The sequence below is a fragment of the Escherichia sp. WS1368 genome, from assembly GCF_046487485.1.
Taxonomy (GTDB): Bacteria; Pseudomonadota; Gammaproteobacteria; order Enterobacterales; family Enterobacteriaceae; genus Escherichia; species Escherichia coli.
This window is the reverse complement of sequence record NZ_JBJQJI010000003.1, coordinates 344,011-366,112: the sequence shown is the minus strand read 5'-3', so window position 1 is coordinate 366,112 and position 22,102 is coordinate 344,011. Positions and strand designations below refer to the sequence as shown.

Below are 22,102 nucleotides of genomic sequence, written 5' to 3'. Positions count from 1 at the left end.
TTAATTATGAGTGGTCATTAAAGGCATCCTTAATCCACTCAACCTCATTCCCGGTGAAGGCTACCACATCGAACCGGCAATCCACAGTATCAAAACTCCCATTATGACGCGCGAGCCACAAGCGGGCAGTCTGTAATAATTTGTGTTGTTTGCTGCGGGTCACACTGGCTGCCGCGCCGCCATAAAGCGCAGAGCGGCGGTAACGCACCTCGACAAAAACGGTGATCCGGCCTTCACGCATTATCAGATCGATCTCGCCGCCACGCTCGTTCACGTTAGCGGCGATAAACCGCAGTCCTTTGCCTTCCAGCCAGCGACGCGCTTGTGCTTCCCACGCATCGCCGGTCTGTTTGGTGGTTAACTGGCGGGGACTACCTGACCTTGTTGGTACTGTAGCCATGATAACTTCCTGTTAATCACGCAATCCGGGTTAGCCGTCAGACTTCCGGTATTACCGTTGATTTCAAAACCCTGAACCTGGCGCATTTGTGAGAAATGATTTGCCAACGACCAGGCATCGACGCCCATTGCATACATGCGAGCCAGCGAATAATCGTTGTTCACCGCACTGAGCGCCTGCTGCATTAACGGCAGATTACCGCCTGCCAGCATCGGGATTTCGCTGTACTGCAAGCCTTCCATCTCCAGACGGAAATCCGGGCCTGCGATGCCTTGTGCGCTGCGGGAACTGGCGTACAGCGTTGCACCGCTCTGGCTACCGTTACGCATGGCGATCATCGGTTTGATAAAAGCGATTTCACCCGGCGTTGCCACAATGTACACCGCATCGACACGACCGCCATTATTGGTGAACTGGTCATCGGTTGGCGTGGTTTGCAGCGTTGGATTGTTGGTCGTCATGCCGGAGTCGGTTGTCGCTCTGGGAGTAATCGGGCTACCCGTTAAAGCAATACCAGAACCGCCGTTAACACCCGCGCGTAATTCGCTGGTGGAACCAAATTTTTGTTGCAGAACGGTGCCGCCACCCAGTTTCTGCCACTCTTGCGCAAACGCATTGGCTACGCGATCGCCCAATGAACTGCGTGGGATCAGCACCAGCGGCGCTTGTTTACCCTGGTCACGAATATGACGCGCTGCATCGCGCGCTTCGTCTTCCGGTGAAAGCGCGAAGTAACAAATATTGACGCGGTTTTCGATATTCTCCGGCTGGTTCAGTGCCAGCACGTTCAGCGGGGTGTTGCTCTTCAGCAACTCTTCAACGTTATTTTTCAGCAACGGACCGACCACAATACTCGCGCCATCCTGTTGAACCTGGTTGAGGATCTGGCTAAGTGGTTGTGATGATGTATCGTAGATTTTCAGCTCTGCGGATGGATTCGCGGGTGCGCTTACCGCTGCGGTGGTTGCCGCCGGGGCGCTTACAGGCACCGGCTGGGCCGCAGGTTGTTCACCGGTCAGATCGCTAACCGAGGCTTGTGCCGGGCTGGCAACGCCATCCACGGTTTGCGGCTGAGGTTGTTCTGCTACGTCTGCGGCAGGTGCGGCAGCTACCTGAGCCGCCACTGGCTGAGTGCCGATATTTTTCGCCGCTTCAAAGCCTTGCTGAATAGTGCGACCAAATACCGCTGCCTGGCCATTCAGTGGCAACAGCAGGGCGATTTTGTTGGTCGATGCGGGTTTAAACGCTTTTACGTTAACCAACTGCGTTGGCAGCATTTTCGCGCCCGGGTTGTTCGGATAACGTTTCTGCCAGTCGGCGATCCCGGCTTTCATCATGTCGGGATCGTTACGGTTATCAAACCAGATGCGCTGCAGATCCAACCAGCCTTGCAGAATATTTTCGTCGGCATTGATCACCAGCGTATTCGCCTGTTCCTGAGTCATGGAGGAGAGCGCCTGCCAGGTGGCGTCAATATTCTGCTGCTTTTCTTTCGCGCCGAGCAGCGGTTCCTGAGCAATTAACGCGCGCAGTAAATCAATGGAAGGACGCCCCTGGCTGGCATCGATTTTTGCCTGCCAGTAACGCGCTTGCTGGTTTTGTTCTAAATCTGCAGGTGTGATTTTCGCCAGCAAGTTTTGCGCGCCAGCAAAATCTTTCTGCGCCAGTTTAATCTCTGCCGCCAGCAGTGTTTTCTCGCGACGCTGAGAATCGTTCAGTTCTTGCGGTAGTTGGTTAAACAACTCCACCGCCTGTCCGGTTTTACCTTCTTTCACCAGTGCACGAATGGCGAGTAATTGCCAGTTGATCCTGGTATCATCAGAACTTTGCTGCATCTGTTGCAGGTAAAAGGCAGAATCAGCCTGCGCCGTGCCCTGCATATAAGCAGTGGACTGATCGGGAGTATGGGTGCCACAACCGGCGAAAATCAGGGCTGCCAGAACAACAGGCAGACAACGCGCGGCTTTCAAACGAGAAAATGTTGAGGGTACCATAATGTATCCAGTGATATTTTTTTTACGCAATGCTCAATATTAAATCGGCAATACGGACGACACAATGAAACAACACCAATCGGCGGATAATTCTCAGGGCCAGCTTTACATTGTACCGACGCCAATCGGCAATCTGGCGGATATCACCCAGCGTGCGTTGGAGGTATTACAGGCCGTTGATCTGATTGCCGCCGAGGATACGCGTCACACCGGTTTATTGCTGCAACATTTTGGGATTAATGCTCGGTTGTTTGCGCTGCACGACCATAACGAACAACAAAAAGCCGAAACGCTGCTGGCGAAGCTGCAAGAGGGGCAAAACATTGCGCTGGTTTCCGATGCCGGAACGCCGCTAATTAACGATCCTGGCTACCATCTGGTGCGTACCTGCCGTGAAGCGGGGATTCGCGTGGTGCCGCTACCCGGGCCGTGTGCTGCTATCACTGCGTTAAGCGCCGCGGGTTTACCATCCGATCGTTTTTGTTATGAAGGCTTTTTACCTGCCAAATCAAAAGGCCGCCGTGATGCGCTAAAAGCCATTGAAGCGGAGCCGCGCACGCTGATTTTTTATGAATCTACCCACCGTCTGTTAGATAGCCTGGAAGATATCGTTGCGGTATTAGGCGAATCCCGCTACGTCGTTCTGGCGCGTGAGCTGACCAAAACCTGGGAAACCATTCACGGCGCGCCCGTTGGCGAGCTGCTGGCGTGGGTCAAAGAAGATGAAAACCGTCGCAAAGGCGAAATGGTACTGATTGTCGAAGGCCATAAAGCACAGGAAGAAGACTTACCCGCCGATGCCCTGCGCACGCTGGCGCTGCTACAGGCAGAACTGCCACTGAAAAAAGCGGCGGCGCTGGCAGCAGAAATTCACGGCGTGAAGAAAAATGCGCTGTATAAGTATGCACTGGAGCAGCAGGGAGAGTGATTACAGGCGTCGCAGCAGGAATAGCGTTGCAACGCCTGTAGCAGGCGAGTTAACGACGACACATCTCATCAATCATGCATGTGAAATAGTTATGCAGCCATAAAAATGAAGCCGGGATAGCGGTAGAGACTTTAGCCGTGAGAAAACGATCTGTCGCATCCTGCTTTCCTTCGCCAGTCACCAGTAACAAAACTTCGCGGGCATTGAGAATATCCTTCAGGCCTAAGGTGATCCCACGAGTCACGGGACGGCCCGCGGTTTTTAACATCTCATGTTGCTGTGTTCTGGCATCAAGTTGACTGATATGGCAGGCCGGTTGCAGGTTTTCTCCCGGTTCGTTCAGCCCAAGATGACCGTTTTTCCCCAATCCGAGAACGCATAAATCCAGGCCGCCTTTGCGCGCAATCAGGTTCGTTACCCGTTCGCACTCTGTCTCATTTATCTCTTCGGAGCGAAAGCTGATGAGCTGGTCTTCACGTAGCCCCAGCGGCTGCACGATATGCTGTTGTAGGAAAGTTTCGCAGGTGCCAGGCATAGTTAATGGCAGATCCACCCATTCGTCGAGCTTCACGAAGGTGAGATGGCTGACATCAACCTGCTGCTGGTGGATTTTTTCTACCAGATAATGATACGTCAGTAATGGCGTGGCTCCGGTCGCCAGGCAAATCACGGCATCCGGTTTGCTACGGATCACGGCCAATAAATATTCGCTGGCACGTTCACTTAACGCCGTATAGTTTTCAACTTGTTGAAGGGTTTGCACAGGATGAAATTCCTTTAGTAAAGAGGCACCACCAGACGCAGTGCCTCGTTCCATTTACAAAATGCCGAATGCAGAACAAACAATAGAGAGCACAAAAGTCACGCCGATTAACAGCACCGGATGCGCTTTTTTCACCCGCAGGAAGTAATACATCAACAGGGTGTAGGCCATCGGTAAAATGTTCGGGAAGACTTTATCGAAGAAATCCTGCTGCAGTGCGACGCTGTGGGTACTGTCGATGGCAAACGATGTCACCACGTTAATATGCACATACGAAGCGATCAGCCCGCCGATTACCGTGATCCCGAGGATGGTTGCCGAACGGGCAATCATCTGCGAGTTCTCTCGCACTTTATCGATCGCCTTCACGCCGACTGAATAACCGACGTGGGTCCAGCCGACGCGCAGGAAAAAGATAAGCAGGTAAACGGCGAAAAATAGAATCGGCCCCAGCAGGTTTCCCTGACTGGCAAACGATGAGCAAATCCCCGCCATAATCGGCAACAAAGTGAACCAGAAAATCGCATCGCCAATCCCGGCGATTGGGCCAAACAGTGCCACTTTGAGGCCTTTAATGGTGTCGCGGTTTTCTCCTTTTTCTTCCATCGAAATTAATAACCCCATCAGGAATCCGACCAGATTCGGGTGGGTATTAATAAATTCGAGGTTATCTTTCATCGCTGCGCTTAGGCCCGGTTTGTCATCCTTATAAATCTTTTTCAGGATCGGCAACATCGCCCAGGTAAAACCGCCCGCCTGCATCCTTTCGTAATTAAAGCTCGCTTGCAGCAGTGACGAACGAAAGCCCAGACGGGTGATATCTTTTTTACTGATTTCAGATCCCATTGCTGTAGTCCTCTTCTTCATTTTTACTGGCAACGGGCTGCGGTTGCGCTTGCTGCCGGGATTTCGCATTGAAAAACTCATACACCGCAAAGCCTGCGCCCAGTACGGCAACCGGCAACAGGTTGCTGACCTGGATGTAGCAAACAAACAGGAAACCGGCGATCAGGTAAGGGATATATTGCGCTTTGAACATCACGCGCAGCAGCAAGCCAAAACCAACGGCAGGCAGAATACCGCCAGCCACTTCAAAGCCGTGGGTCAGCCAGGCGGGCATCGCTTTCACCAGCGCCTGCATCGCCCCTTGTGCCAGGTAAGTACAGAGGAAAGCAATCACCGCATACGCTGAAGCGACGATGAGCATCGTTGTCCAGTTAAGTCGGGAAAACGCTGCCGTATCCGCCTCTTTTGCGCATTTATCGGCTTTGGTCATAAATAATGAGAAAGCGGAATAGAAGAACAGAATGACGTACTGCATTAACAAACTAAACGGCAGGCCAAGACCAATTGCCGTTTTGGCATCAACGCCCGTAGACCATGCAATGACAGTGGTCATCAGACCCGCCATAATCGGGTTGGGCGGCTGAACACCACCTGCAGGGGTTAATCCGGCGAAAGCCAACTCTGTCAGGCCACCGGTAATTAAGCCAGTCTGAATATCACCGAGAATAGCGCCAGTTAGGGTACAAACGATTATCGGGCGGAATAAAAATAAGGCTTCCAGCCAAAAATCAATCCCCAGAAAGAAAACTAACGCCGCCAGGGATAATCCCTGAAGTAGGGTTATTTCATGCATTTTTATTACCTCAAACCAATATTAAGGCGATTTTAGATTTAGTCAGGGATTTGTTCTTTTTGATCGCCAGGGACGTCCTGAATGAAAACATTCACGCCACGTTGTTTAATAAAACGTAAGTCCGTGAGATCCTGGTCATCGACATAAACTTTACTGCTGATTTGCTTTTTCCCTTCCGAGAAATGCATATTGCCGACGTTGACATCTTTCAGGTCAATACCACCTTCTACCAATTTACGTACCGTTTGTGGCGTACGGCAAATCAGGAAGATCTTCTGATGCGGTGCAGCTTTGCCGATGACGTTAATGGTTTTTTCGATAGTAAAGAAACGAATGCCAAAGCCGTAGGTTTCCGCGGTAATACCCATTAATTTCTGTTGAATATCATCGTTAGCGACAACATCATCCACGACTACCAGCAGATTTGCACCGATGGTGGATGTCCAGGTCACGCCAACCTGACCGTGAACCAGACGGTTATCAATACGGGTTAAGAGAATATTTGGACTGCTCATTGTGTAATCCTCACCATAAAGTTGAATAATATAATTTTTTTAAATATATTATTATTGCGATATTTTACTGATGTATTTATTAAGGTTTAGTTATCTCCTTTACCATTAAGGCACTCCCCGATATTAATCGGGAAGTACATTGGGATAAATCATAAAAAAATAATGATTATGCTGAAATTCGATTCGCTGAACCACAGACATTAATTTTATTTCTGACAACTTCTTTCATCGCATCCATACCGACGCGCATATAATAACGAGGATCATTACCCTGCGGATTTTCCGCAAACCAGGCTTTAACCGCGCCAGCGAAGGCTATTTTTAATTCTGTGGCAACGTTCACTTTTGTGACGCCAAGTTCAATAGTGCGACGGACAAATTCATCCGGGACATCGCTGGCACCATGCAGCACCAGAGGAACATCCACCACTTCACGAATTTCCGCCAGCCGCTGGAAATCAATCTTCGGCGTTTTGCTGTATAAGCCGTGCGCCGTACCAATCGCTACCGCCAGGCTGTCGACGCCAGTCAGTTCGACAAAGCGTTTAGCTTCTTGTGGATCGGTCAGGAATGCACTTTCGGCGTCAACGCTCATGTCATCTTCAACACCGCCCAGGCGGCCCAGTTCTGCTTCCACGCTGCAATCCTGTGAGTGGCAGAAGTCGACAACCGATTTCACCAGCTTTACGTTCTCGGCAAACGGGAAGTGGCTGCCGTCGATCATCGCACTGCGCACGCCTGCGTGGACTTTACGGCGAATATCATCCAGCGATTCGTGGTGGTCGAGATGCAGCGCCAGTGGCATGTTGTAGGTTGTGGAATAGGCACTACACAGGGCGTAGATCTCTTCCAGCGCGATATGTTTAAAGGTCCCCGGCGTCCCGGCGAGGATCAGCGGCGATCGCATTTCACTGCACACTTCGAGGATCGCCTGGATCGTCTCGGCGTTATGAATGTTAAAAGCAGGCACCGCGTAGCCATTGGCCTGGGCGTCCTGTAACAGATATTTGGTGGAGATAATGCTCATAATGCGATCCTCTTATGCCTGCCACGGATGAATGATTACGCCTTGCACCACGCGGTTAACGGTGCCGCTGGCTGATGGGGTATCCGGCGTATTGCCCATGTGCAGCGACTGCATCAGTGCAAACGTCTGGGCGTACATCAGGAAGCAAAATGCCTGCTCAACGTCGATAAAGTGACGGGACGGCGGCAGGATGATATGTGGACCGGCGGTAATAACGTCGTTGCTTTCCGCGGCGATAGCGATTACGCGCATCGCCTGGTTATCGCGGCGAAGTTCAGCCAGCAGATCAAGATCATACTGACGGGTGTAAGGGTGGCTGGAGACAAATACCACCACCAGCGTTTCGTTATCGACCAGCGATTTCGGGCCATGACGGAATCCGGTCGGGGAATCATAAAAGGCCGCCAGTTTACCCGCCGTCAGTTCCAGTACTTTCAGCGCCGACTCGCGTGCTGCGCCCTGTAAGCCACCGCTGCCGAGATAAACGATCCGTTTCCACGGTGCGTAACCAAACACACCTTCGCTGAAATCGCCCAGTGAGGTCAGGATCGCCTGGCAACGATCCGCCACGTCGCGGAAGCTCTGGCTGTTGATCGTCTCAGGTGCGAAAACCGCGAGGCAGCTGACCATCATGGTGGTAATGCTGCTGGTCATCGCAAAGCCGCGGTCGTGCGTTTCTGCGGGCATCAGCAGGGCAAACGCGTTGTCGCTGTTGATCGCGTTTTGGTAAAGAGCGCCCGCTTCGTTGCAGGTGATCGGCAGGTGATAGCACTCGGGTACAAATTGATTTGCCAGTTCCACGGCGGCGACGCTTTCCGGGCTGTTGCCGGATCGACCGAAGGAGATCAACAGCAGTGGATGAGCTGGATTCAGGTAGTCCATCGGATTGGTGACCAGATCGGTGGTCGGTACGGCGCTGAAGTTTTTACCTGTATGGCTGGCGAGCCACGGCGCGATGATGTCACCGATAAATGCCGAGGTTCCGGCTCCGGTCAGGATTACCCGCAGATTCTCTTTGCGCAGTAACGGTTCAAGGAAGTTATTGAGCGCGGAACGTAGCGCGTCGATGTTGGTGAGTGAACGGATCCATGCGCGAGGCTGATGGCGGATCTCTTCTTCAGTCCATGTACCGGTTGCGGCAGCAGCAGGGGTGTAATTTTCTGGCATAACTCAATCCTTAGTCTGATGAACTTGACGTCGGGCGTTGTCGCTTTCGCTTACCTTTCGTTTCATTTCACTTGGTGATGTCTTTCGTTGATTAAAATCTATAGAAAAGAAACTGAAAGTTCAATGGAGAAAAAAGAAATAAAACGAAATTTGTGATCGTTGAAAGAAAAGACAAGGGAAGATTAAAGAATTGCATGATGACGTTGCTATGTGCACCGATTGCCGGATGCGGCGTACCGTAGGTCGCATAAGACGCGTCAGCGTCGCATCCGACACCGCTGTACAGATCAAAAAGAAAGAAAAAGAAAGGCCTTACGGGGGAAGTGAAGGCCCAATAAAGGAGCAAACCATCAAAACGAAGCTAATTGACCCTGAATCCAGATTTGTTGCACATGCAGCCCGCTATCCAGCGCAACGACGCTGGCGCGTTTGCCCGGTTTAAGCGATCCCAGAACATCATCAACACCCAGCATACGCGCCGGATGCAGCGACGCCATATGGATGGCTTCCGCAGGCGTTACGTCCGTCAACTCGACCATATTGCGCACTGCCGCATCAACAGACAGCGTACTGCCCGCCAGTCCACCGGACGCGGTACGGACAACGCCACCGTGCATCTGCACTTCTTCGCCACATAACGTATAGCGACCATCCGGCATCCCGGCTGCCTGCATCGCGTCGGTGATGAGCACGATTCTCTCTTTCGCACAGCAACAACACAGCGACATCGCCGCCGGATGCACATGATGACCATCGGCTATCAGTTCCAGCCAGGCGCGCTTGTCCGTTAATCCCGCGCCAACCATTCCCGGTTCGCGGTGATGTAAACCTGTCATCCCGTTATAGCAATGCACCAGGCCGTCGGCACCAGCGTCAAACGCGGCACGGGTTTGTTGCCAGGTCGCCGCGCTATGCCCCAGCATCACCCGTACGTTTTGCTGTTTAAGATGGCGGATGGCCTGCAATGCCCCTTCTTTTTCCGGTGCCAGCGCTACCACGCGCAAGGTGTGCTGAGAAACGGCAATCAATTGATCCAGCTCGGCAATTTCCAGCTCGCGAAACAGCTCCGGCGGATGCGCGCCTTTATTCTGCGGCGTGAAGTATGGTCCTTCGAGATAACTCCCCAGCACTTGCGCACCAGGTCCGTCGCGTTGGCAACGTTGAGCAATACGTTTCAGCGCCGCATGAATGGTATTAAGCGGCGCGGTTACGGTGGTCGGTAACCAACTGCCGACACCTTCGCGTGCTTTGTGCATTGCCAGCTTGTCGAGCACATCCGGCGCGTCATCCATTACATCAACGCCCGCACCACCGTGTACATGGGTGTCGATGTAAGCGGGGCAGAGCAGTTCCGCATCGCGTTCAGTCACGCCCACTGGAATCGGTTCGATTGCTGCGATTACACCGTCAGCAATACGCAACTGATGGTCATCGAGCCATCCCTCTTCAGTCAGCAGCCTTCTGGCGCGCAGAACGTGTGTCATATTCCTTCCTCGACCGGACATTCTTCATGGCAGCGGCCTAACTCGTCCACCAAACTGGTCAGCCCACGGTGTCCACACTCCAGCGCCTGCACACGGAACTCTTCACCGCTTAACCCTTCGCGCTCCAGCACCATCTCCAGTAGCAGTTGCAAATTGGTGCCGGTGATCACTTCACAGCCCGGTTTTTGCATCGCCAGCGTTGAAGCTACGCGAAACGGCGTGCCGCCCAGCAAATCCGTCAGAAAAACAATGCCGTCTTCACAATCGAGTTGGGCGATGGCCTCTTCAAGCTGCGATGTAAGCTGCGCGGTGCTTGAGGTTTCGGGAAAATCGATGGCAATAAACTGCGATTGCTCGCCGAGGATTTGCTTCATTGCTTTTTCCATGCCGCTGGCAAATCCGCCATGCCCTGTCAAAATAATACTTAACATCTAATACCTCATTGTATTTAAAGGAAATGACAGAATTTACCGACGATACCGAGAACCACGGTAACTGCAATCAGGCGCAGCGGACTCCAGCCGCGGCGTACCAGCCAGAACATGGTCAGGGTGTAGACCAGCGGTAAGAAGGCAGGCATCAGTTTGTCGATAACATCAGCCTGTAACTTAACCACTGCATCGCCAGCGGTGATTTCCAGCGTGGTGCTTAAACGAACATAGGTTGCTACCAGCGCGCCGATTACCGTCATCCCAACGATTGACGCAGCATGGCCGACTTTTTTGGTATTCGCTTTAATGAGTGGAATCGCCGCCACGCCCATGCGATAAGCATAATGCGCCAGACCAAAACGCAGCCCCAGGTGTACCACGTTGAACAGCACAATAAAGACGACAGCGCCAAGAATAGAGCCTTGTAGCGCGAGGCTTGCACCAATCCCGCCACAAATCGGCAGTAGCGTCAGCCAGAACATTGCATCGCCAATCCCGCCGAGCGGCGCACCGACGGCAATTTTGGTGCTCTGAATACTGTTAACGTCCTGCTTAGAACGCTCCATCGCAAGGATAATGCCGATAACAAACGTCACCAGAAACGGATGGGTATTGAAGAAACCCATATGCCCCTTCATGGCGCGCGCCAGGTCGCGTTTATTAGTGTGGATCTTTTTCAGAGCAGGCAGCAGACCGTACAACCAGCCGGAAGCCTGCATACGTTCGTAGTTAAAAGACGCTTGTAACAGCATGGAACGCCAGGCGACGCGGTTGATATCTTTTTTTGTCAGCTCTGCGCCAATGCTCTGATCTTCATACACGTTTTCATTGACGCCAGTCAGCAGTGTTTCTTCGTTTTCACTGACGTTCGGCAGGGTGGTTTGATTAGATGCCATCTTCAAATTCCTCTTTCTGTGCCGCAGGTTGAGTCGGTTCAGGAGATTTACGCAGCAGGTCGATCAGCGCCATCGCCAGCGCGGCGGCAGCAATAGCCAGCACCGGTAACTTGAGCCAGGCTGCGGCAACAAAGCCCAGGATGAAGTAGGGGATGTAGACGTTTTTCATCATGATTTTCAGCAGCACGGCAAAACCGATTGCTGGCATGATGCCGCCCGCGACGCCGAGGCCGTCGATTAATCGTTGCGGCAGGACATCAATGATGGTTTTTGCATGTTCCGCGCCGAAGTAGATAGGCAGGAAAGCGCAGAGAAAATAGAAAGTGCCGAGTGCCAGCAGTGCCAGATAGTTCACGCGTTCAATGCCGCGAGTATCGGCGTTCTCCGCCATCCGGTCGCAGCGGGACATTACGCCAGACATCACCGAGAACAGGAAGGTAATCCCCATCTGTACTGCGACAGCGAAAGGTACGGCGACACCGACCGCGACATCGGGTTTCACGCCAGTAGTAATGGCAAACGCCGTGCCGACGATAGTACCGATAATCACGTTAGGCGGTTGTGCGCCTGCCAGCGGGGCCAGCCCCATCCACACCAGTTCCAGCGTACCGCCGGTTAAAATACCGGTATGCAGATCGCCAAGTACCAGCCCGACTAACGGGCCGAGGACCACCGGGCGGTGCATATGGGTTAAGCCGTTAAACATATCCAGGCCAGCGATAAAGGCGATAATGCCCAACGCGAATGCCTGCAACAGACTGATTTCCATGATGAATCCCTCAAAGTAATTTAAAGAGGTCCACAGCAGGCTCTGTCGGGACGCCCTGAACGAAGCATTCCACCCCAGCGGCTTTCAGGTCGTTAAATGCTGCGATATCGCCCGCATCCACAGAAACCGTTTTGGCGATTTGTTGCTTGCCATTGGCGTAGTGCATATTGCCAACGTTAATGCGATTCACCGGAACGCCACCTTTCACCAGCGTCAGGAAATCGGCAGGTGTTTTACAAACCAGCAGGATTTTCTGTCGATCGGCGGCGCGGTGGATGTTGTCGATAACTTTTTGCAGCGTCCAGAAACGTACGGCGATCCCTTCTGCCAGTACCATTTCCATCAGGTTTTGTTGTACCGGATCTTCGGCAACCTCATCGTTGGCTACCAGCACCAGATTTGCCCCCGCAAATCCGACCCACTGAACGCCGACCTGACCGTGAATCAAACGCTCATCAATCCGGCTTAAAACAATATTTGGCATAGCGTGTTCCTCTTTGTTTTGCTTATTGGCCTTCACAGGCTGTGTGGTACTGCGCCAGGATGTCCTGAATATGGTTGATAATGAGTTCCCGTGGTGTTGGCTGCAGCTCGCCGGAGCGAACTTTCACGTATTGCAGCGGCAAATACTGGCTGATGAGCGGTAGCGGAATTGGTGAATCCGCCAGATTACGAACCAGATGAGCGAAAGCGTCATCAATCTGGCTGTCCGGCCAGTAATAGCGCACGCGATCTGAGTAGCTGTAACCACGCGCCAGGCGACGTGCGTTGCCGTCACCGTGGTAGTGGCTTTGCCAGTATTCCGGGCGGTCGAGCATCACGTTTTCCAGCACCTGACGCAGACCAGAACAGGCTTTTGCTGGTACCAGTTCTTCTTCAATCGCCGCCAGAGAGAACAGAGCTTCACGCAGGGCGAAGGTCAGCGCCGGGCCAACTTTCAGGATGGCAAAGTGGTCAATCACCAGCTGGCGCAACGATTGTGGCGTTTGATAATCGGTAGAGTGCGCTTCGAAAATCAGCGTTTCGTAGTTTTCGACCATCTGGCTTAAGGCGGTCGCTTTGACGGGCTGATAATCAATAACGTTGGTGTGATCGAATTCGACGCCGGGTTGAACCACCAGAGCAATGATGCGTGGCCAGATGGCACTCAGACCCTGCTTTTCAAAGGCGTGACGATGGGCTTCCAGCGTGGCGCGGGCGGCATCCGGCGTGGTGACCGCCAGCTCGCTTAAGGTTTCATGCGCGCCGCCAGGTACCGGCACTTCGGTACCAATGACATACTCCAGATCGGCTTCGCCAAAGTGTTCGCGACAGGTTTCTTCCGCCACTTTCGCCAGACGGGCGGCGCGTTCAGCCACGATGTCATCAGTTAAGGGAATTGGATCGTCCTGACAGGACATGCTGCAATCAAGGTGGATTTTTTTGAATCCTGCCGCAACGTAGCTTTTAATCAAATCATCGGCATTGGCCATTGCCTGAGCGGCTGGCAGGTTTTGCCAGCGGTTTGGACCCAGATGGTCACCACCCAGAATCAACGCATCCTGCGGGAAATTCAACGAGTCGGCGAGCTGACAAACAAAGCCGCGAAAATCGGCGGGCGTCATTCCGGTATAGCCGCCGAACTGGTCTACCTGATTGGAGGTTGCTTCAATCAGTAACGGCGTTTGGTTTGCACTGGCGTAGCGGATTGCAGCCTCCAGCACCAGCGGATGTGCGGAACAAACGGCATAAATTCCATTTGTTTTGCCCGCTTTGTGCTGTCTCACCATTTCTGTCAGATGTTTCACTTTCCTCTCCAGTTCAGATTACTGCGATATTAATCTTTCGTTTTGTTTCAGTTGATACTGCGCCATGGTGAGATAAAAATAAAACGAAAGATAATGGTTTTCTGATCTGATTCACAAAAGAAACATAATGAAAGCCACTGAAACGAGAGTAGCTTGCGCCAATGGGTAAGGTGGGCTTGCATTTGCTTAATAGAAAGGCGTTAATAGGCAAAACGAAATGAAACGAAAGTTTTACGAAAGGACTTACTATGAGTAATACCGACGCTTCAGGCGAGAAGCGAGTGACAGGCACCAGTGAGCGACGAGAGCAGATCATTCAACGCCTGCGCCAGCAAGGAAGTGTGCAGGTTAACGATCTGTCGGCATTGTATGGCGTATCTACTGTGACGATCCGCAACGATCTGGCGTTTCTGGAAAAGCAGGGGATCGCTGTGCGTGCCTATGGCGGCGCGTTGATCTGCGATAGCACGACGCCGTCAGTCGAGCCATCAGTGGAAGATAAAAGCGCGCTGAACACCGCAATGAAACGCAGCGTTGCGAAAGCTGCCGTTGAGTTGATTCAGCCAGGTCATCGGGTGATCCTCGATTCCGGGACCACCACTTTTGAGATTGCTCGTCTGATGCGCAAGCACACTGACGTAATTGCGATGACCAACGGTATGAACGTGGCTAATGCGTTGCTGGAAGCGGAAGGCGTTGAGCTGCTGATGACCGGCGGGCATTTGCGCCGTCAGTCGCAATCTTTTTACGGCGATCAGGCTGAACAATCGCTGCAAAATTACCACTTCGATATGCTGTTTCTTGGCGTAGATGCGATCGATCTGGAGCGCGGCGTCAGCACGCATAATGAAGATGAAGCCCGTTTAAACCGTCGGATGTGCGAAGTTGCGGAACGGATCATCGTGGTCACCGATTCCAGTAAGTTCAACCGTTCCAGTTTACATAAGATCATTGATACTCAACGTATCGACATGATCATTGTTGATGAAGGCATTCCTGCGGATAGTCTGGAAGGCCTGCGAAAGGCTGGGGTTGAAGTGATTCTGGTCGGGGAGTGAGAAAGGGTGCCCGCTGGTCAACACGAATGCGTTCGGCGGGCATTGTGAACACCATCAATGGGCTTCTTCTGTCTCTCGGGTGAGGGTTTCCCAGTCGGCAGGAGGATGTCCTCTTTTTAACATTTTGCTGAATACGGTATAGGCATCTGTTTTTTTACCGTAGGTGCGCAGCGTGTTTTCATCGTTCATCCATCCCAGAATGATGACTTTCTCTTTTTCGCTGTAACGAAAGAAGAGACGATAACGACCAGCACCAAATTTTACCCGTGACCAGTCTTTATTTTTCCCAGAGCCTAACGACTTGCCATGACGGAATGCCGGTGATGATGGATTGACCGTGATATGCTCCTCAATCACTTTATGGACTACCGCCAATAACTTTGTGGCGGCTTTTCTCTGATAATTTTCAGGATCTTTTCCCTTTAATGTCTCGACTTCGGCAACTAAAGCGTCGTAGGTTTCCTGAAAACAGGGATGAGCATATAGCGCCCAACCATTAACCCTTTGTGGAAAATCCATTATTCGTCGTCGCCAATCTCATCATCAATGTTGACGTCCATGCCAGCGACAAGTTTCTTTCCTTGTTGAGTGTCGAATGGACGAGTTTTTTGCGGGTTGTTCTGGATATCTGCATCCAGAAAACGCAAAAATGCATTCATAGTATGATCCTCCTGTTCATCTCCCAGTCGGCACATAAATACTTGCCCACCAGGCAGAATTTCGTAATGAATGCTGTCCTGGCCTGGCTTCAGTTTTAAGGCCTCACGCACTGGCGCGGGGATAGTTGTTTGTCCGCGTATCGTGACCTTTGATTCAGTGGTCAGTACAGCGTGAGAGCGAGCATTAGCGGGCATGATTCACTGTCCTTTTACAGCCTGTTTTCTGCTCAAATTATAAGCTTGAACTAAGGTAATGCAAATGCATTATTAATGTACGTGGGGGCTTTAAACAATAAAAACATGGCACTAAGGCCATGTTTTGCGAGGGACGTTCCAAAAGAAATCAGGTCACCGGTGCCGGGTTAAACACCGCCAGCTGGTTATGCAGTCCCCATTGATCTGAGAAGGTTTTCTTCTTCCCGCTGGCGACGTCGAGAATAAAGTGGAACAACTTCCAGCCCACCTCTTCAATAGTTTCTTCGCCGGTAGCGATGGTGCCCGCATTAATATCCATTAAATCAAACCAGCGGTTCGCCAGCTCGGTGCGGGTCGCCATTTTAATGACGGGTACCGCCATCAGGCCGTACGGCGTACCGCGACCGGTCGTAAACACTTGCACGGTGATACCCGAAGCCACCTGTTGCGTGCCACAGACAAAATCGCTGGCTGGCGTCGCGGCGTAAATTAATCCGCGTTTAGTCGGGCGTTGACCAGGCGACAGCACTTCAACAATTGCACTTTTACCCGATTTAGCAATGGAGCCGAGCGCTTTCTCCACCACGTTTGCCAGACCGCCTTTCTTGTTGCCCGGCGAAGGGTTGGCGCTGCGGTCGGTTTTTCCCATATTGAGATAGTTATCGTACCACTCCATCTCCTCCAGCAGCCGTTTACCGACCTCTTCGTTCACTGCGCGTGGTGTCAGCAGATGGATCGCGTCACGCACTTCCGTGACTTCTGAAAACATCACCGTTGCGCCGCAGCGCACCAGTAGATCAGACGCATACCCAACCGCCGGGTTTGCCGTTACGCCAGAAAACGCATCGCTACCGCCGCACTGCATGCCGACAACCAGTTCTGAAGCCGGACAGGTTTCTCGGTGCCGTTGATTCAGTTTGTGCAAATGGCGTTCGGCGACCTGCAAAATATCCTCGACCATGGACTGAAAACCGACATGCTTTTCATCCTGCAAACTGACAATGCTGGCGCTTTCTACTGGAATAGCTTGCACATCATCCGTTCCAGTCAGCAGGCGTTCAGGCTGCAACTTTTCACAACCCAGACCAATCACCATTACTTCGCCGCCAAAGTTAGGGTTCAGCGAAATATTGTGAATGGTACGAATAGGCACAACTGCCGCCGGTGCGTTAATCGCCACGCCACAACCGTACAAATGATTCAGCCCCACCACGCCATCGACGTTCGGGTATTTCGGTAGCAGATCGCGTTCAATGATTTTTACTACATAGTCCACCACGCCTGCCACACAGTGGACGCTGGTGGTGATGCCGAGCAGGTTTTTAGTGCCCACGCTGCCATCGGCATTGCGATAGCCCTCAAAGGTGTATCCTTCCAGTGGCGGTAAGGGTGCCGGGACTTTGGTTGCCAGTGGCAGCGTGTGTAACGGCGGCGCTTCCGGTAGTACAACCATTGATTCGTCGATCCAGCTTCCGCGTGGGATTGCGCGCACGGCGTAACCAATCACTTCGCCATAACGAATAATTTCACCATTAGCCGGAATGTCCAGCAATGCGACTTTATGCCCCTGGGGAATATGTTCAATTAATTCCAGCCCATCCGGAAAACGCGTTCCTGCTTTCAGGCCATTATCATTAACAATAATTGCCACATTATCTGTGTCGTGAACTTTTATATAAAACGCAGTTGGCGTTTCTTGTCTGATTTCGATGTTGGCCATTGTGCAATATTCTCCAGCCAGGGGTTATTAAAATGAGGACCTGGTCTCATTTAAAAATAAATGACTTCATTGGGTGAAATAAGAATGTCAGGAGTTTAAACGCAGAAATGTGATCAATGTCAATCATTTCAGGGATTGCAGTGCCGCACGGTAAGGTAAAGCGCAAATCTGTGCTTTAGCGCGCAACCTTATGTGCATATGCTCAAAATAATATTTAAATAGTATTAATTAAATTAGCATTTGCACAATGATTATTATTCTCGCGCTGCTTATACTAATTCCCGAGTTCATTGCCGTAACGGCATAAATAAAACTCATAAATAACACCTTCCCCATAATAATAAAAATCAGCATAAGTACCCGAGGTAAATAAAATGATTCTGGACACCGTTGACGTAAAAAAGAAAGGCGTGCATACCCGCTATTTAATATTACTGATTATTTTTATTGTTACCGCCGTTAACTACGCCGATCGTGCAACGCTGTCTATTGCTGGTACCGAAGTGGCAAAAGAGTTGCAGTTAAGTGCGGTTTCGATGGGTTACATCTTCTCCGCTTTTGGCTGGGCCTACCTGCTGATGCAAATCCCCGGCGGCTGGTTGCTTGATAAGTTTGGCTCGAAAAAAGTTTACACCTACAGCCTCTTTTTCTGGTCGCTGTTCACTTTCCTGCAAGGCTTTGTTGATATGTTCCCGCTGGCCTGGGCAGGGATCTCCATGTTCTTTATGCGCTTTATGCTCGGCTTCTCGGAAGCGCCATCATTCCCGGCGAACGCCCGTATTGTCGCCGCCTGGTTTCCGACAAAAGAACGTGGTACTGCCTCCGCCATCTTTAACTCGGCGCAATATTTCTCGCTGGCGCTCTTTTCGCCGCTGCTTGGCTGGCTGACTTTCGCCTGGGGCTGGGAGCACGTCTTCACCGTTATGGGGGTGATTGGTTTTGTGCTGACGGCGCTGTGGATCAAGTTGATTCATAACCCGACAGATCACCCACGTATGTCTGCGGAAGAGCTGAAGTTTATCTCAGAAAATGGCGCGGTGGTCGATATGGACCACAAAAAGCCGGGCAGTGCGGCAGCAAGCGGTCCCAAACTGCATTACATCAAGCAATTGCTCTCTAACCGCATGATGCTGGGCGTATTTTTCGGACAATATTTTATCAACACCATCACCTGGTTCTTCCTCACCTGGTTCCCAATTTATCTGGTGCAGGAAAAAGGCATGTCGATTCTGAAAGTGGGTCTGGTCGCCTCGATTCCGGCACTGTGTGGCTTTGCGGGCGGCGTGCTGGGAGGTGTCTTCTCGGATTATCTGATCAAACGCGGTTTGTCCCTGACCCTGGCACGTAAGCTACCGATTGTGCTGGGAATGTTGCTGGCTTCCACCATCATCTTATGTAACTACACCAACAACACCACGCTGGTGGTCATGCTGATGGCGCTGGCTTTCTTTGGCAAAGGATTTGGTGCGCTGGGCTGGCCAGTGATTTCTGACACCGCGCCGAAAGAGATTGTTGGTCTCTGCGGCGGCGTCTTTAACGTCTTTGGCAATGTTGCCTCCATTGTCACTCCACTGGTGATTGGCTATCTGGTAAGTGAACTGCACTCCTTCAATGCAGCACTGGTTTTCGTGGGATGTTCAGCGCTGATGGCGATGGTCTGCTACCTCTTCGTAGTTGGCGACATTAAACGTATGGAATTGCAGAAATAAGCAAAGGTATAAGCGATGAATAACAATGTTTTCCCGAATAAATTCAAAGCCGCACTGGCTGCGAAACAGGTACAAATTGGTTGCTGGTCAGCACTCTCTAACCCGATTAGCACTGAAGTTCTTGGTTTGGCTGGGTTTGACTGGCTGGTGCTGGATGGCGAACATGCGCCAAACGATATCTCCACGTTTATTCCGCAGTTAATGGCCCTGAAAGGCAGCGCCAGCGCGCCAGTAGTGCGAGTGCCGACCAACGAGCCGGTAATTATTAAGCGTCTTCTGGATATCGGTTTTTATAACTTCCTGATTCCTTTTGTAGAAACAAAAGAGGAAGCAGAGCAGGCGGTGGCATCAACCCGTTACCCACCGGAAGGCATTCGCGGCGTCTCCGTTTCTCACCGCGCCAATATGTTTGGCACCGTGGCGGATTATTTCGCTCAGTCGAACAAGAACATCACCATTCTGGTCCAGATAGAAAGTCAGCAGGGCGTAGATAACGTCGATGCCATTGCCGCTACCGAAGGCGTAGACGGTATCTTCGTCGGCCCCAGCGATCTGGCTGCGGCATTAGGCCATCTCGGCAATGCCTCGCACCCGGATGTACAAAAAGCAATCCAGCATATTTTTAACCGTGCCAGTGCGCACGGCAAACCCAGCGGTATCCTCGCACCGGTCGAAGCCGATGCGCGTCGTTATCTGGAATGGGGCGCGACGTTTGTGGCTGTCGGCAGCGATCTCGGCGTCTTCCGCTCTGCCACTCAGAAACTGGCTGATACCTTTAAAAAATAACCACCACCGCAACAAGAGAGATGATTGATATGACTATGAAAGTTGGTTTTATTGGCCTGGGGATTATGGGTAAACCAATGAGTAAAAACCTTCTGAAAGCAGGTTACTCGCTGGTGGTTGCTGACCGTAACCCAGAAGCTATTGCTGAAGTGATTGCTGCAGGTGCAGAAACAGCTTCTACGGCTAAAGCGATCGCTGAACAGTGCGACGTCATCATAACCATGCTGCCAAACTCCCCTCATGTGAAAGAGGTGGCGCTGGGTGAGAATGGCATTATTGAAGGCGCGAAGCCAGGTACGGTATTGATCGATATGAGTTCTATCGCACCGCTGGCAAGCCGTGAAATCAGCGAAGCGCTGAAAGCGAAAGGCATTGATATGCTGGATGCTCCGGTGAGCGGCGGTGAACCGAAAGCTATCGACGGTACGCTGTCAGTGATGGTGGGCGGCGACAAGGCTATTTTCGACAAATACTATGATTTGATGAAAGCAATGGCGGGTTCCGTGGTGCATACCGGGGAAATTGGTGCAGGTAACGTTACCAAACTGGCAAATCAGGTCATTGTGGCGCTGAATATTGCCGCGATGTCAGAAGCGTTAACGCTGGCAACCAAAGCGGGCGTTAACCCGGATCTGGTGTATCAGGCAATTCGCGGTGGGCTGGCGGGCAGTACCGTGCTGGATGCCAAAGCGCCGATGGTGATGGACCGCAACTTCAAGCCGGGCTTCCGTATTGATCTGCATATTAAGGATCTGGCAAATGCGCTGGATACTTCCCACGGCGTCGGCGCGCAACTGCCGCTCACAGCTGCGGTTATGGAGATGATGCAGGCACTGCGAGCAGATGGTTTAGGAACGGCAGATCATAGCGCCCTGGCGTGCTACTACGAAAAACTGGCGAAAGTCGAAGTTACTCGTTAATGACGTCGTGCCCGGATGGCGTATTGCAATCCGGGCCTGGAATCCAGGCCGAATAAGAGAAACGCCCTCCGGCGTCATGTGGTAACAGGCATAGGTATGAAAATCGTAATCGCCCCAGACTCTTATAAAGAAAGTTTATCTGCCAGCGAGGTTGCGCAGGCGATAGAAAAAGGATTTCGGGAAATTTTTCCTGATGCACAGTACGTTTCTGTTCCTGTTGCCGACGGTGGCGAAGGAACGGTGGAAGCGATGATTGCAGCCACCCAGGGTTCCGAACGTCACGCCTGGGTTACAGGGCCGCTGGGCGAGAAAGTGAATGCCAGTTGGGGGATCTCCGGCGATGGCAAAACCGCGTTTATTGAAATGGCGGCGGCCAGTGGGCTGGAGCTGGTACCTGCGGAAAAACGTGATCCACTCGTGACCACTTCACGCGGCACAGGCGAGTTAATTCTGCAGGCGCTGGAGAGCGGCGCGACAAACATTATTATCGGCATTGGCGGTAGCGCTACAAATGATGGCGGTGCAGGCATGGTACAGGCGCTGGGGGCGAAATTATGCGACGCCAACGGCAATGAAATTGGTTTTGGCGGCGGTAGTCTTAATACTCTGAATGATATTGATATTTCCGGCCTCGATCCGCGCTTAAAAGATTGCGTCATTCGCGTCGCTTGTGATGTCACCAATCCGCTGGTGGGCGATAACGGCGCATCGCGCATCTTTGGCCCACAAAAGGGAGCCAGTGAAGCGATGATTGTTGAGCTGGACAATAACCTCTCTCACTATGCCGATGTCATTAAAAAAGCGCTGCATGTTGATGTGAAAGATGTCCCCGGCGCAGGAGCTGCGGGAGGTATGGGCGCGGCGCTGATGGCGTTTCTTGGTGCGGAACTGAAAAGTGGTATTGAAATCGTCACGACGGCGCTGAATCTGGAGGAACATATTCACGATTGTACGCTGGTGATCACCGGTGAAGGGCGTATTGACAGCCAGAGTATTCACGGCAAGGTTCCGATTGGCGTCGCAAACGTGGCGAAAAAGTACCATAAACCGGTGATTGGCATTGCGGGTAGCCTGACCAATGATGTTGGCGTTGTACATCAGCATGGCATTGATGCGGTCTTCAGCGTATTGACCAGCATTGGTACGTTGGACGAAGCATTCCGCGGGGCTTATGACAATATTTACCGTGCTTCACGTAATATCGCCGCGACACTGGCTATTGGAATGCGCAACGTGGGGTGACAAGGGCGCGCAA

At 51.9% G+C, this 22,102-nt stretch carries 23 protein-coding genes; 6 read left to right on the top strand and 17 right to left on the bottom strand.

Annotated elements, in window-relative coordinates; translation table 11 throughout:
• Positions 1 to 4: 4 nt before the first annotated feature.
• Positions 5 to 400: a YraN family protein gene (locus ACJHYD_RS10485; RefSeq protein ID WP_000246828.1), complete on the bottom strand. Its 396-nt coding sequence runs from the start codon at positions 398 to 400 to the stop codon at positions 5 to 7.
• On the bottom strand, positions 358 to 2,394 hold the full coding sequence (gene lpoA, locus ACJHYD_RS10480) for a penicillin-binding protein activator LpoA (RefSeq protein WP_001551699.1): 2,037 nt from the start codon (positions 2,392 to 2,394) through the stop codon (positions 358 to 360). Before lpoA ends, ACJHYD_RS10485 begins: the two co-directional genes overlap by 43 nt.
• Positions 2,395 to 2,458: 64 nt before the next feature.
• Between lpoA and rsmI the strand changes: the two genes are divergently transcribed.
• A complete protein-coding gene (rsmI, locus tag ACJHYD_RS10475; RefSeq protein ID WP_000809263.1) occupies positions 2,459 to 3,322 on the top strand; it encodes a 16S rRNA (cytidine(1402)-2'-O)-methyltransferase in 864 nt (287 codons plus the stop codon).
• Between the two features lie 49 nt (positions 3,323 to 3,371).
• Here rsmI and ACJHYD_RS10470 read toward each other — a convergent pair whose 3' ends face one another.
• The 12 genes from ACJHYD_RS10470 to kbaZ form a co-directional block, all read right to left on the bottom strand.
• Positions 3,372 to 4,139 carry a galactosamine-6-phosphate isomerase gene (locus ACJHYD_RS10470; protein WP_019842332.1) on the bottom strand — a complete coding sequence of 256 codons (768 nt, stop codon included), beginning with the start codon at positions 4,137 to 4,139 and terminating at the stop codon, positions 3,372 to 3,374.
• On the bottom strand, positions 4,140 to 4,931 hold the full coding sequence (gene agaD / locus ACJHYD_RS10465) for a PTS galactosamine transporter subunit IID (RefSeq protein ID WP_000534351.1): 792 nt from the start codon (positions 4,929 to 4,931) through the stop codon (positions 4,140 to 4,142).
• A complete protein-coding gene (gene agaC, locus ACJHYD_RS10460; protein WP_000544474.1) occupies positions 4,921 to 5,724 on the bottom strand; it encodes a PTS galactosamine transporter subunit IIC in 804 nt (267 codons plus the stop codon). Before agaC ends, agaD begins: the two co-directional genes overlap by 11 nt.
• 38 nt (positions 5,725 to 5,762) lie before the next feature.
• A complete protein-coding gene (agaB, locus tag ACJHYD_RS10455; RefSeq protein WP_000098025.1) occupies positions 5,763 to 6,239 on the bottom strand; it encodes a PTS galactosamine transporter subunit IIB in 477 nt (158 codons plus the stop codon).
• Between the two features lie 166 nt (positions 6,240 to 6,405).
• Positions 6,406 to 7,266 (bottom strand): tagatose-bisphosphate aldolase subunit KbaY, encoded by an 861-nt coding sequence (gene kbaY / locus ACJHYD_RS10450; RefSeq protein WP_069903724.1) that lies wholly within the window; start codon positions 7,264 to 7,266, stop codon positions 6,406 to 6,408.
• Positions 7,267 to 7,278: 12 nt separating this feature from the next.
• Positions 7,279 to 8,433 carry an AgaS family sugar isomerase gene (locus tag ACJHYD_RS10445; protein WP_001551697.1) on the bottom strand — a complete coding sequence of 385 codons (1,155 nt, stop codon included), beginning with the start codon at positions 8,431 to 8,433 and terminating at the stop codon, positions 7,279 to 7,281.
• Positions 8,434 to 8,783: 350 nt separating this feature from the next.
• The gene (nagA, locus tag ACJHYD_RS10440; RefSeq protein ID WP_001551696.1) at positions 8,784 to 9,917 is read right to left on the bottom strand and encodes an N-acetylglucosamine-6-phosphate deacetylase; all 1,134 of its coding nucleotides are present in this window, start codon (positions 9,915 to 9,917) and stop codon (positions 8,784 to 8,786) included.
• A complete protein-coding gene (gene agaF, locus ACJHYD_RS10435; protein ID WP_000948837.1) occupies positions 9,914 to 10,348 on the bottom strand; it encodes a PTS galactosamine/N-acetylgalactosamine transporter subunit IIA in 435 nt (144 codons plus the stop codon). Before agaF ends, nagA begins: the two co-directional genes overlap by 4 nt.
• Positions 10,349 to 10,365: 17 nt before the next feature.
• A complete protein-coding gene (gene agaE, locus ACJHYD_RS10430; protein ID WP_001295548.1) occupies positions 10,366 to 11,244 on the bottom strand; it encodes a PTS N-acetylgalactosamine transporter subunit IID in 879 nt (292 codons plus the stop codon).
• Positions 11,234 to 12,013: a PTS N-acetylgalactosamine transporter subunit IIC gene (gene agaW / locus ACJHYD_RS10425; protein WP_000406214.1), complete on the bottom strand. Its 780-nt coding sequence runs from the start codon at positions 12,011 to 12,013 to the stop codon at positions 11,234 to 11,236. The genes agaE and agaW overlap by 11 nt, the downstream gene beginning before the upstream one ends.
• Positions 12,014 to 12,023: 10 nt before the next feature.
• Positions 12,024 to 12,497: a PTS N-acetylgalactosamine transporter subunit IIB gene (gene agaV, locus ACJHYD_RS10420; protein ID WP_001295547.1), complete on the bottom strand. Its 474-nt coding sequence runs from the start codon at positions 12,495 to 12,497 to the stop codon at positions 12,024 to 12,026.
• A gap of 22 nt (positions 12,498 to 12,519) precedes the next feature.
• Positions 12,520 to 13,800 carry a tagatose-bisphosphate aldolase subunit KbaZ gene (gene kbaZ / locus ACJHYD_RS10415; protein ID WP_001551694.1) on the bottom strand — a complete coding sequence of 427 codons (1,281 nt, stop codon included), beginning with the start codon at positions 13,798 to 13,800 and terminating at the stop codon, positions 12,520 to 12,522.
• A gap of 248 nt (positions 13,801 to 14,048) precedes the next feature.
• Here kbaZ and agaR point away from each other — a divergent pair, with 248 nt between their 5' ends.
• Entirely contained in the window at positions 14,049 to 14,858 is an 810-nt protein-coding gene (agaR, locus tag ACJHYD_RS10410; protein WP_000072187.1) for an aga operon transcriptional regulator AgaR, read from the top strand.
• A 54-nt stretch (positions 14,859 to 14,912) separates the two neighbouring features.
• Here agaR and yhaV read toward each other — a convergent pair whose 3' ends face one another.
• The 3 genes from yhaV to garD form a co-directional block, all read right to left on the bottom strand.
• Positions 14,913 to 15,377 (bottom strand): type II toxin-antitoxin system ribonuclease toxin YhaV, encoded by a 465-nt coding sequence (yhaV, locus tag ACJHYD_RS10405; protein WP_000347270.1) that lies wholly within the window; start codon positions 15,375 to 15,377, stop codon positions 14,913 to 14,915.
• Positions 15,377 to 15,712 carry a type II toxin-antitoxin system antitoxin PrlF gene (gene prlF / locus ACJHYD_RS10400; RefSeq protein WP_001551693.1) on the bottom strand — a complete coding sequence of 112 codons (336 nt, stop codon included), beginning with the start codon at positions 15,710 to 15,712 and terminating at the stop codon, positions 15,377 to 15,379. The genes yhaV and prlF overlap by 1 nt, the downstream gene beginning before the upstream one ends.
• Positions 15,713 to 15,860: 148 nt before the next feature.
• Positions 15,861 to 17,432 (bottom strand): galactarate dehydratase, encoded by a 1,572-nt coding sequence (garD, locus tag ACJHYD_RS10395; protein WP_069903725.1) that lies wholly within the window; start codon positions 17,430 to 17,432, stop codon positions 15,861 to 15,863.
• A gap of 374 nt (positions 17,433 to 17,806) precedes the next feature.
• Between garD and garP the strand changes: the two genes are divergently transcribed.
• The 4 genes from garP to garK all read left to right on the top strand — a co-directional run bounded on the left by garP (position 17,807) and on the right by garK (position 22,089).
• Positions 17,807 to 19,141 carry a galactarate/glucarate/glycerate transporter GarP gene (gene garP / locus ACJHYD_RS10390; protein WP_000599651.1) on the top strand — a complete coding sequence of 445 codons (1,335 nt, stop codon included), beginning with the start codon at positions 17,807 to 17,809 and terminating at the stop codon, positions 19,139 to 19,141.
• 15 nt (positions 19,142 to 19,156) lie between these two features.
• Complete coding sequence (gene garL / locus ACJHYD_RS10385) at positions 19,157 to 19,927, top strand: 2-dehydro-3-deoxyglucarate aldolase (RefSeq protein ID WP_001551692.1); 771 nt, start codon at positions 19,157 to 19,159, stop codon at positions 19,925 to 19,927.
• Between the two features lie 29 nt (positions 19,928 to 19,956).
• Entirely contained in the window at positions 19,957 to 20,847 is an 891-nt protein-coding gene (gene garR / locus ACJHYD_RS10380; protein ID WP_001306012.1) for a 2-hydroxy-3-oxopropionate reductase, read from the top strand.
• 96 nt (positions 20,848 to 20,943) lie between these two features.
• Entirely contained in the window at positions 20,944 to 22,089 is a 1,146-nt protein-coding gene (garK, locus tag ACJHYD_RS10375; protein WP_001309778.1) for a glycerate 2-kinase, read from the top strand.
• Positions 22,090 to 22,102: the final 13 nt, after the last annotated feature.

What these genes read in the sequence shown, in the direction of transcription:
- yhaV (WP_000347270.1), bottom strand. Translation starts at nt 15,377, where the DNA reads ATGGATTTTCCACAAAGGGTTAATGGTTGGGCGCTATATGCTCATCCC.
- agaE (WP_001295548.1), bottom strand. Translation starts at nt 11,244, where the DNA reads ATGGCATCTAATCAAACCACCCTGCCGAACGTCAGTGAAAACGAAGAA.
- prlF (WP_001551693.1), bottom strand. Translation starts at nt 15,712, where the DNA reads ATGCCCGCTAATGCTCGCTCTCACGCTGTACTGACCACTGAATCAAAG.
- agaF (WP_000948837.1), bottom strand. Translation starts at nt 10,348, where the DNA reads ATGTTAAGTATTATTTTGACAGGGCATGGCGGATTTGCCAGCGGCATG.
- garD (WP_069903725.1), bottom strand. Translation starts at nt 17,432, where the DNA reads ATGGCCAACATCGAAATCAGACAAGAAACGCCAACTGCGTTTTATATA.
- garR (WP_001306012.1), top strand. Translation starts at nt 19,957, where the DNA reads ATGACTATGAAAGTTGGTTTTATTGGCCTGGGGATTATGGGTAAACCA.
- rsmI (WP_000809263.1), top strand. Translation starts at nt 2,459, where the DNA reads ATGAAACAACACCAATCGGCGGATAATTCTCAGGGCCAGCTTTACATT.
- ACJHYD_RS10445 (WP_001551697.1), bottom strand. Translation starts at nt 8,433, where the DNA reads ATGCCAGAAAATTACACCCCTGCTGCTGCCGCAACCGGTACATGGACT.
- agaB (WP_000098025.1), bottom strand. Translation starts at nt 6,239, where the DNA reads ATGAGCAGTCCAAATATTCTCTTAACCCGTATTGATAACCGTCTGGTT.
- agaR (WP_000072187.1), top strand. Translation starts at nt 14,049, where the DNA reads ATGAGTAATACCGACGCTTCAGGCGAGAAGCGAGTGACAGGCACCAGT.
- garK (WP_001309778.1), top strand. Translation starts at nt 20,944, where the DNA reads ATGAAAATCGTAATCGCCCCAGACTCTTATAAAGAAAGTTTATCTGCC.
- agaV (WP_001295547.1), bottom strand. Translation starts at nt 12,497, where the DNA reads ATGCCAAATATTGTTTTAAGCCGGATTGATGAGCGTTTGATTCACGGT.
- nagA (WP_001551696.1), bottom strand. Translation starts at nt 9,917, where the DNA reads ATGACACACGTTCTGCGCGCCAGAAGGCTGCTGACTGAAGAGGGATGG.
- garP (WP_000599651.1), top strand. Translation starts at nt 17,807, where the DNA reads ATGATTCTGGACACCGTTGACGTAAAAAAGAAAGGCGTGCATACCCGC.
- garL (WP_001551692.1), top strand. Translation starts at nt 19,157, where the DNA reads ATGAATAACAATGTTTTCCCGAATAAATTCAAAGCCGCACTGGCTGCG.
- ACJHYD_RS10470 (WP_019842332.1), bottom strand. Translation starts at nt 4,139, where the DNA reads ATGGAACGAGGCACTGCGTCTGGTGGTGCCTCTTTACTAAAGGAATTT.
- agaW (WP_000406214.1), bottom strand. Translation starts at nt 12,013, where the DNA reads ATGGAAATCAGTCTGTTGCAGGCATTCGCGTTGGGCATTATCGCCTTT.
- agaD (WP_000534351.1), bottom strand. Translation starts at nt 4,931, where the DNA reads ATGGGATCTGAAATCAGTAAAAAAGATATCACCCGTCTGGGCTTTCGT.
- lpoA (WP_001551699.1), bottom strand. Translation starts at nt 2,394, where the DNA reads ATGGTACCCTCAACATTTTCTCGTTTGAAAGCCGCGCGTTGTCTGCCT.
- kbaY (WP_069903724.1), bottom strand. Translation starts at nt 7,266, where the DNA reads ATGAGCATTATCTCCACCAAATATCTGTTACAGGACGCCCAGGCCAAT.
- agaC (WP_000544474.1), bottom strand. Translation starts at nt 5,724, where the DNA reads ATGCATGAAATAACCCTACTTCAGGGATTATCCCTGGCGGCGTTAGTT.
- ACJHYD_RS10485 (WP_000246828.1), bottom strand. Translation starts at nt 400, where the DNA reads ATGGCTACAGTACCAACAAGGTCAGGTAGTCCCCGCCAGTTAACCACC.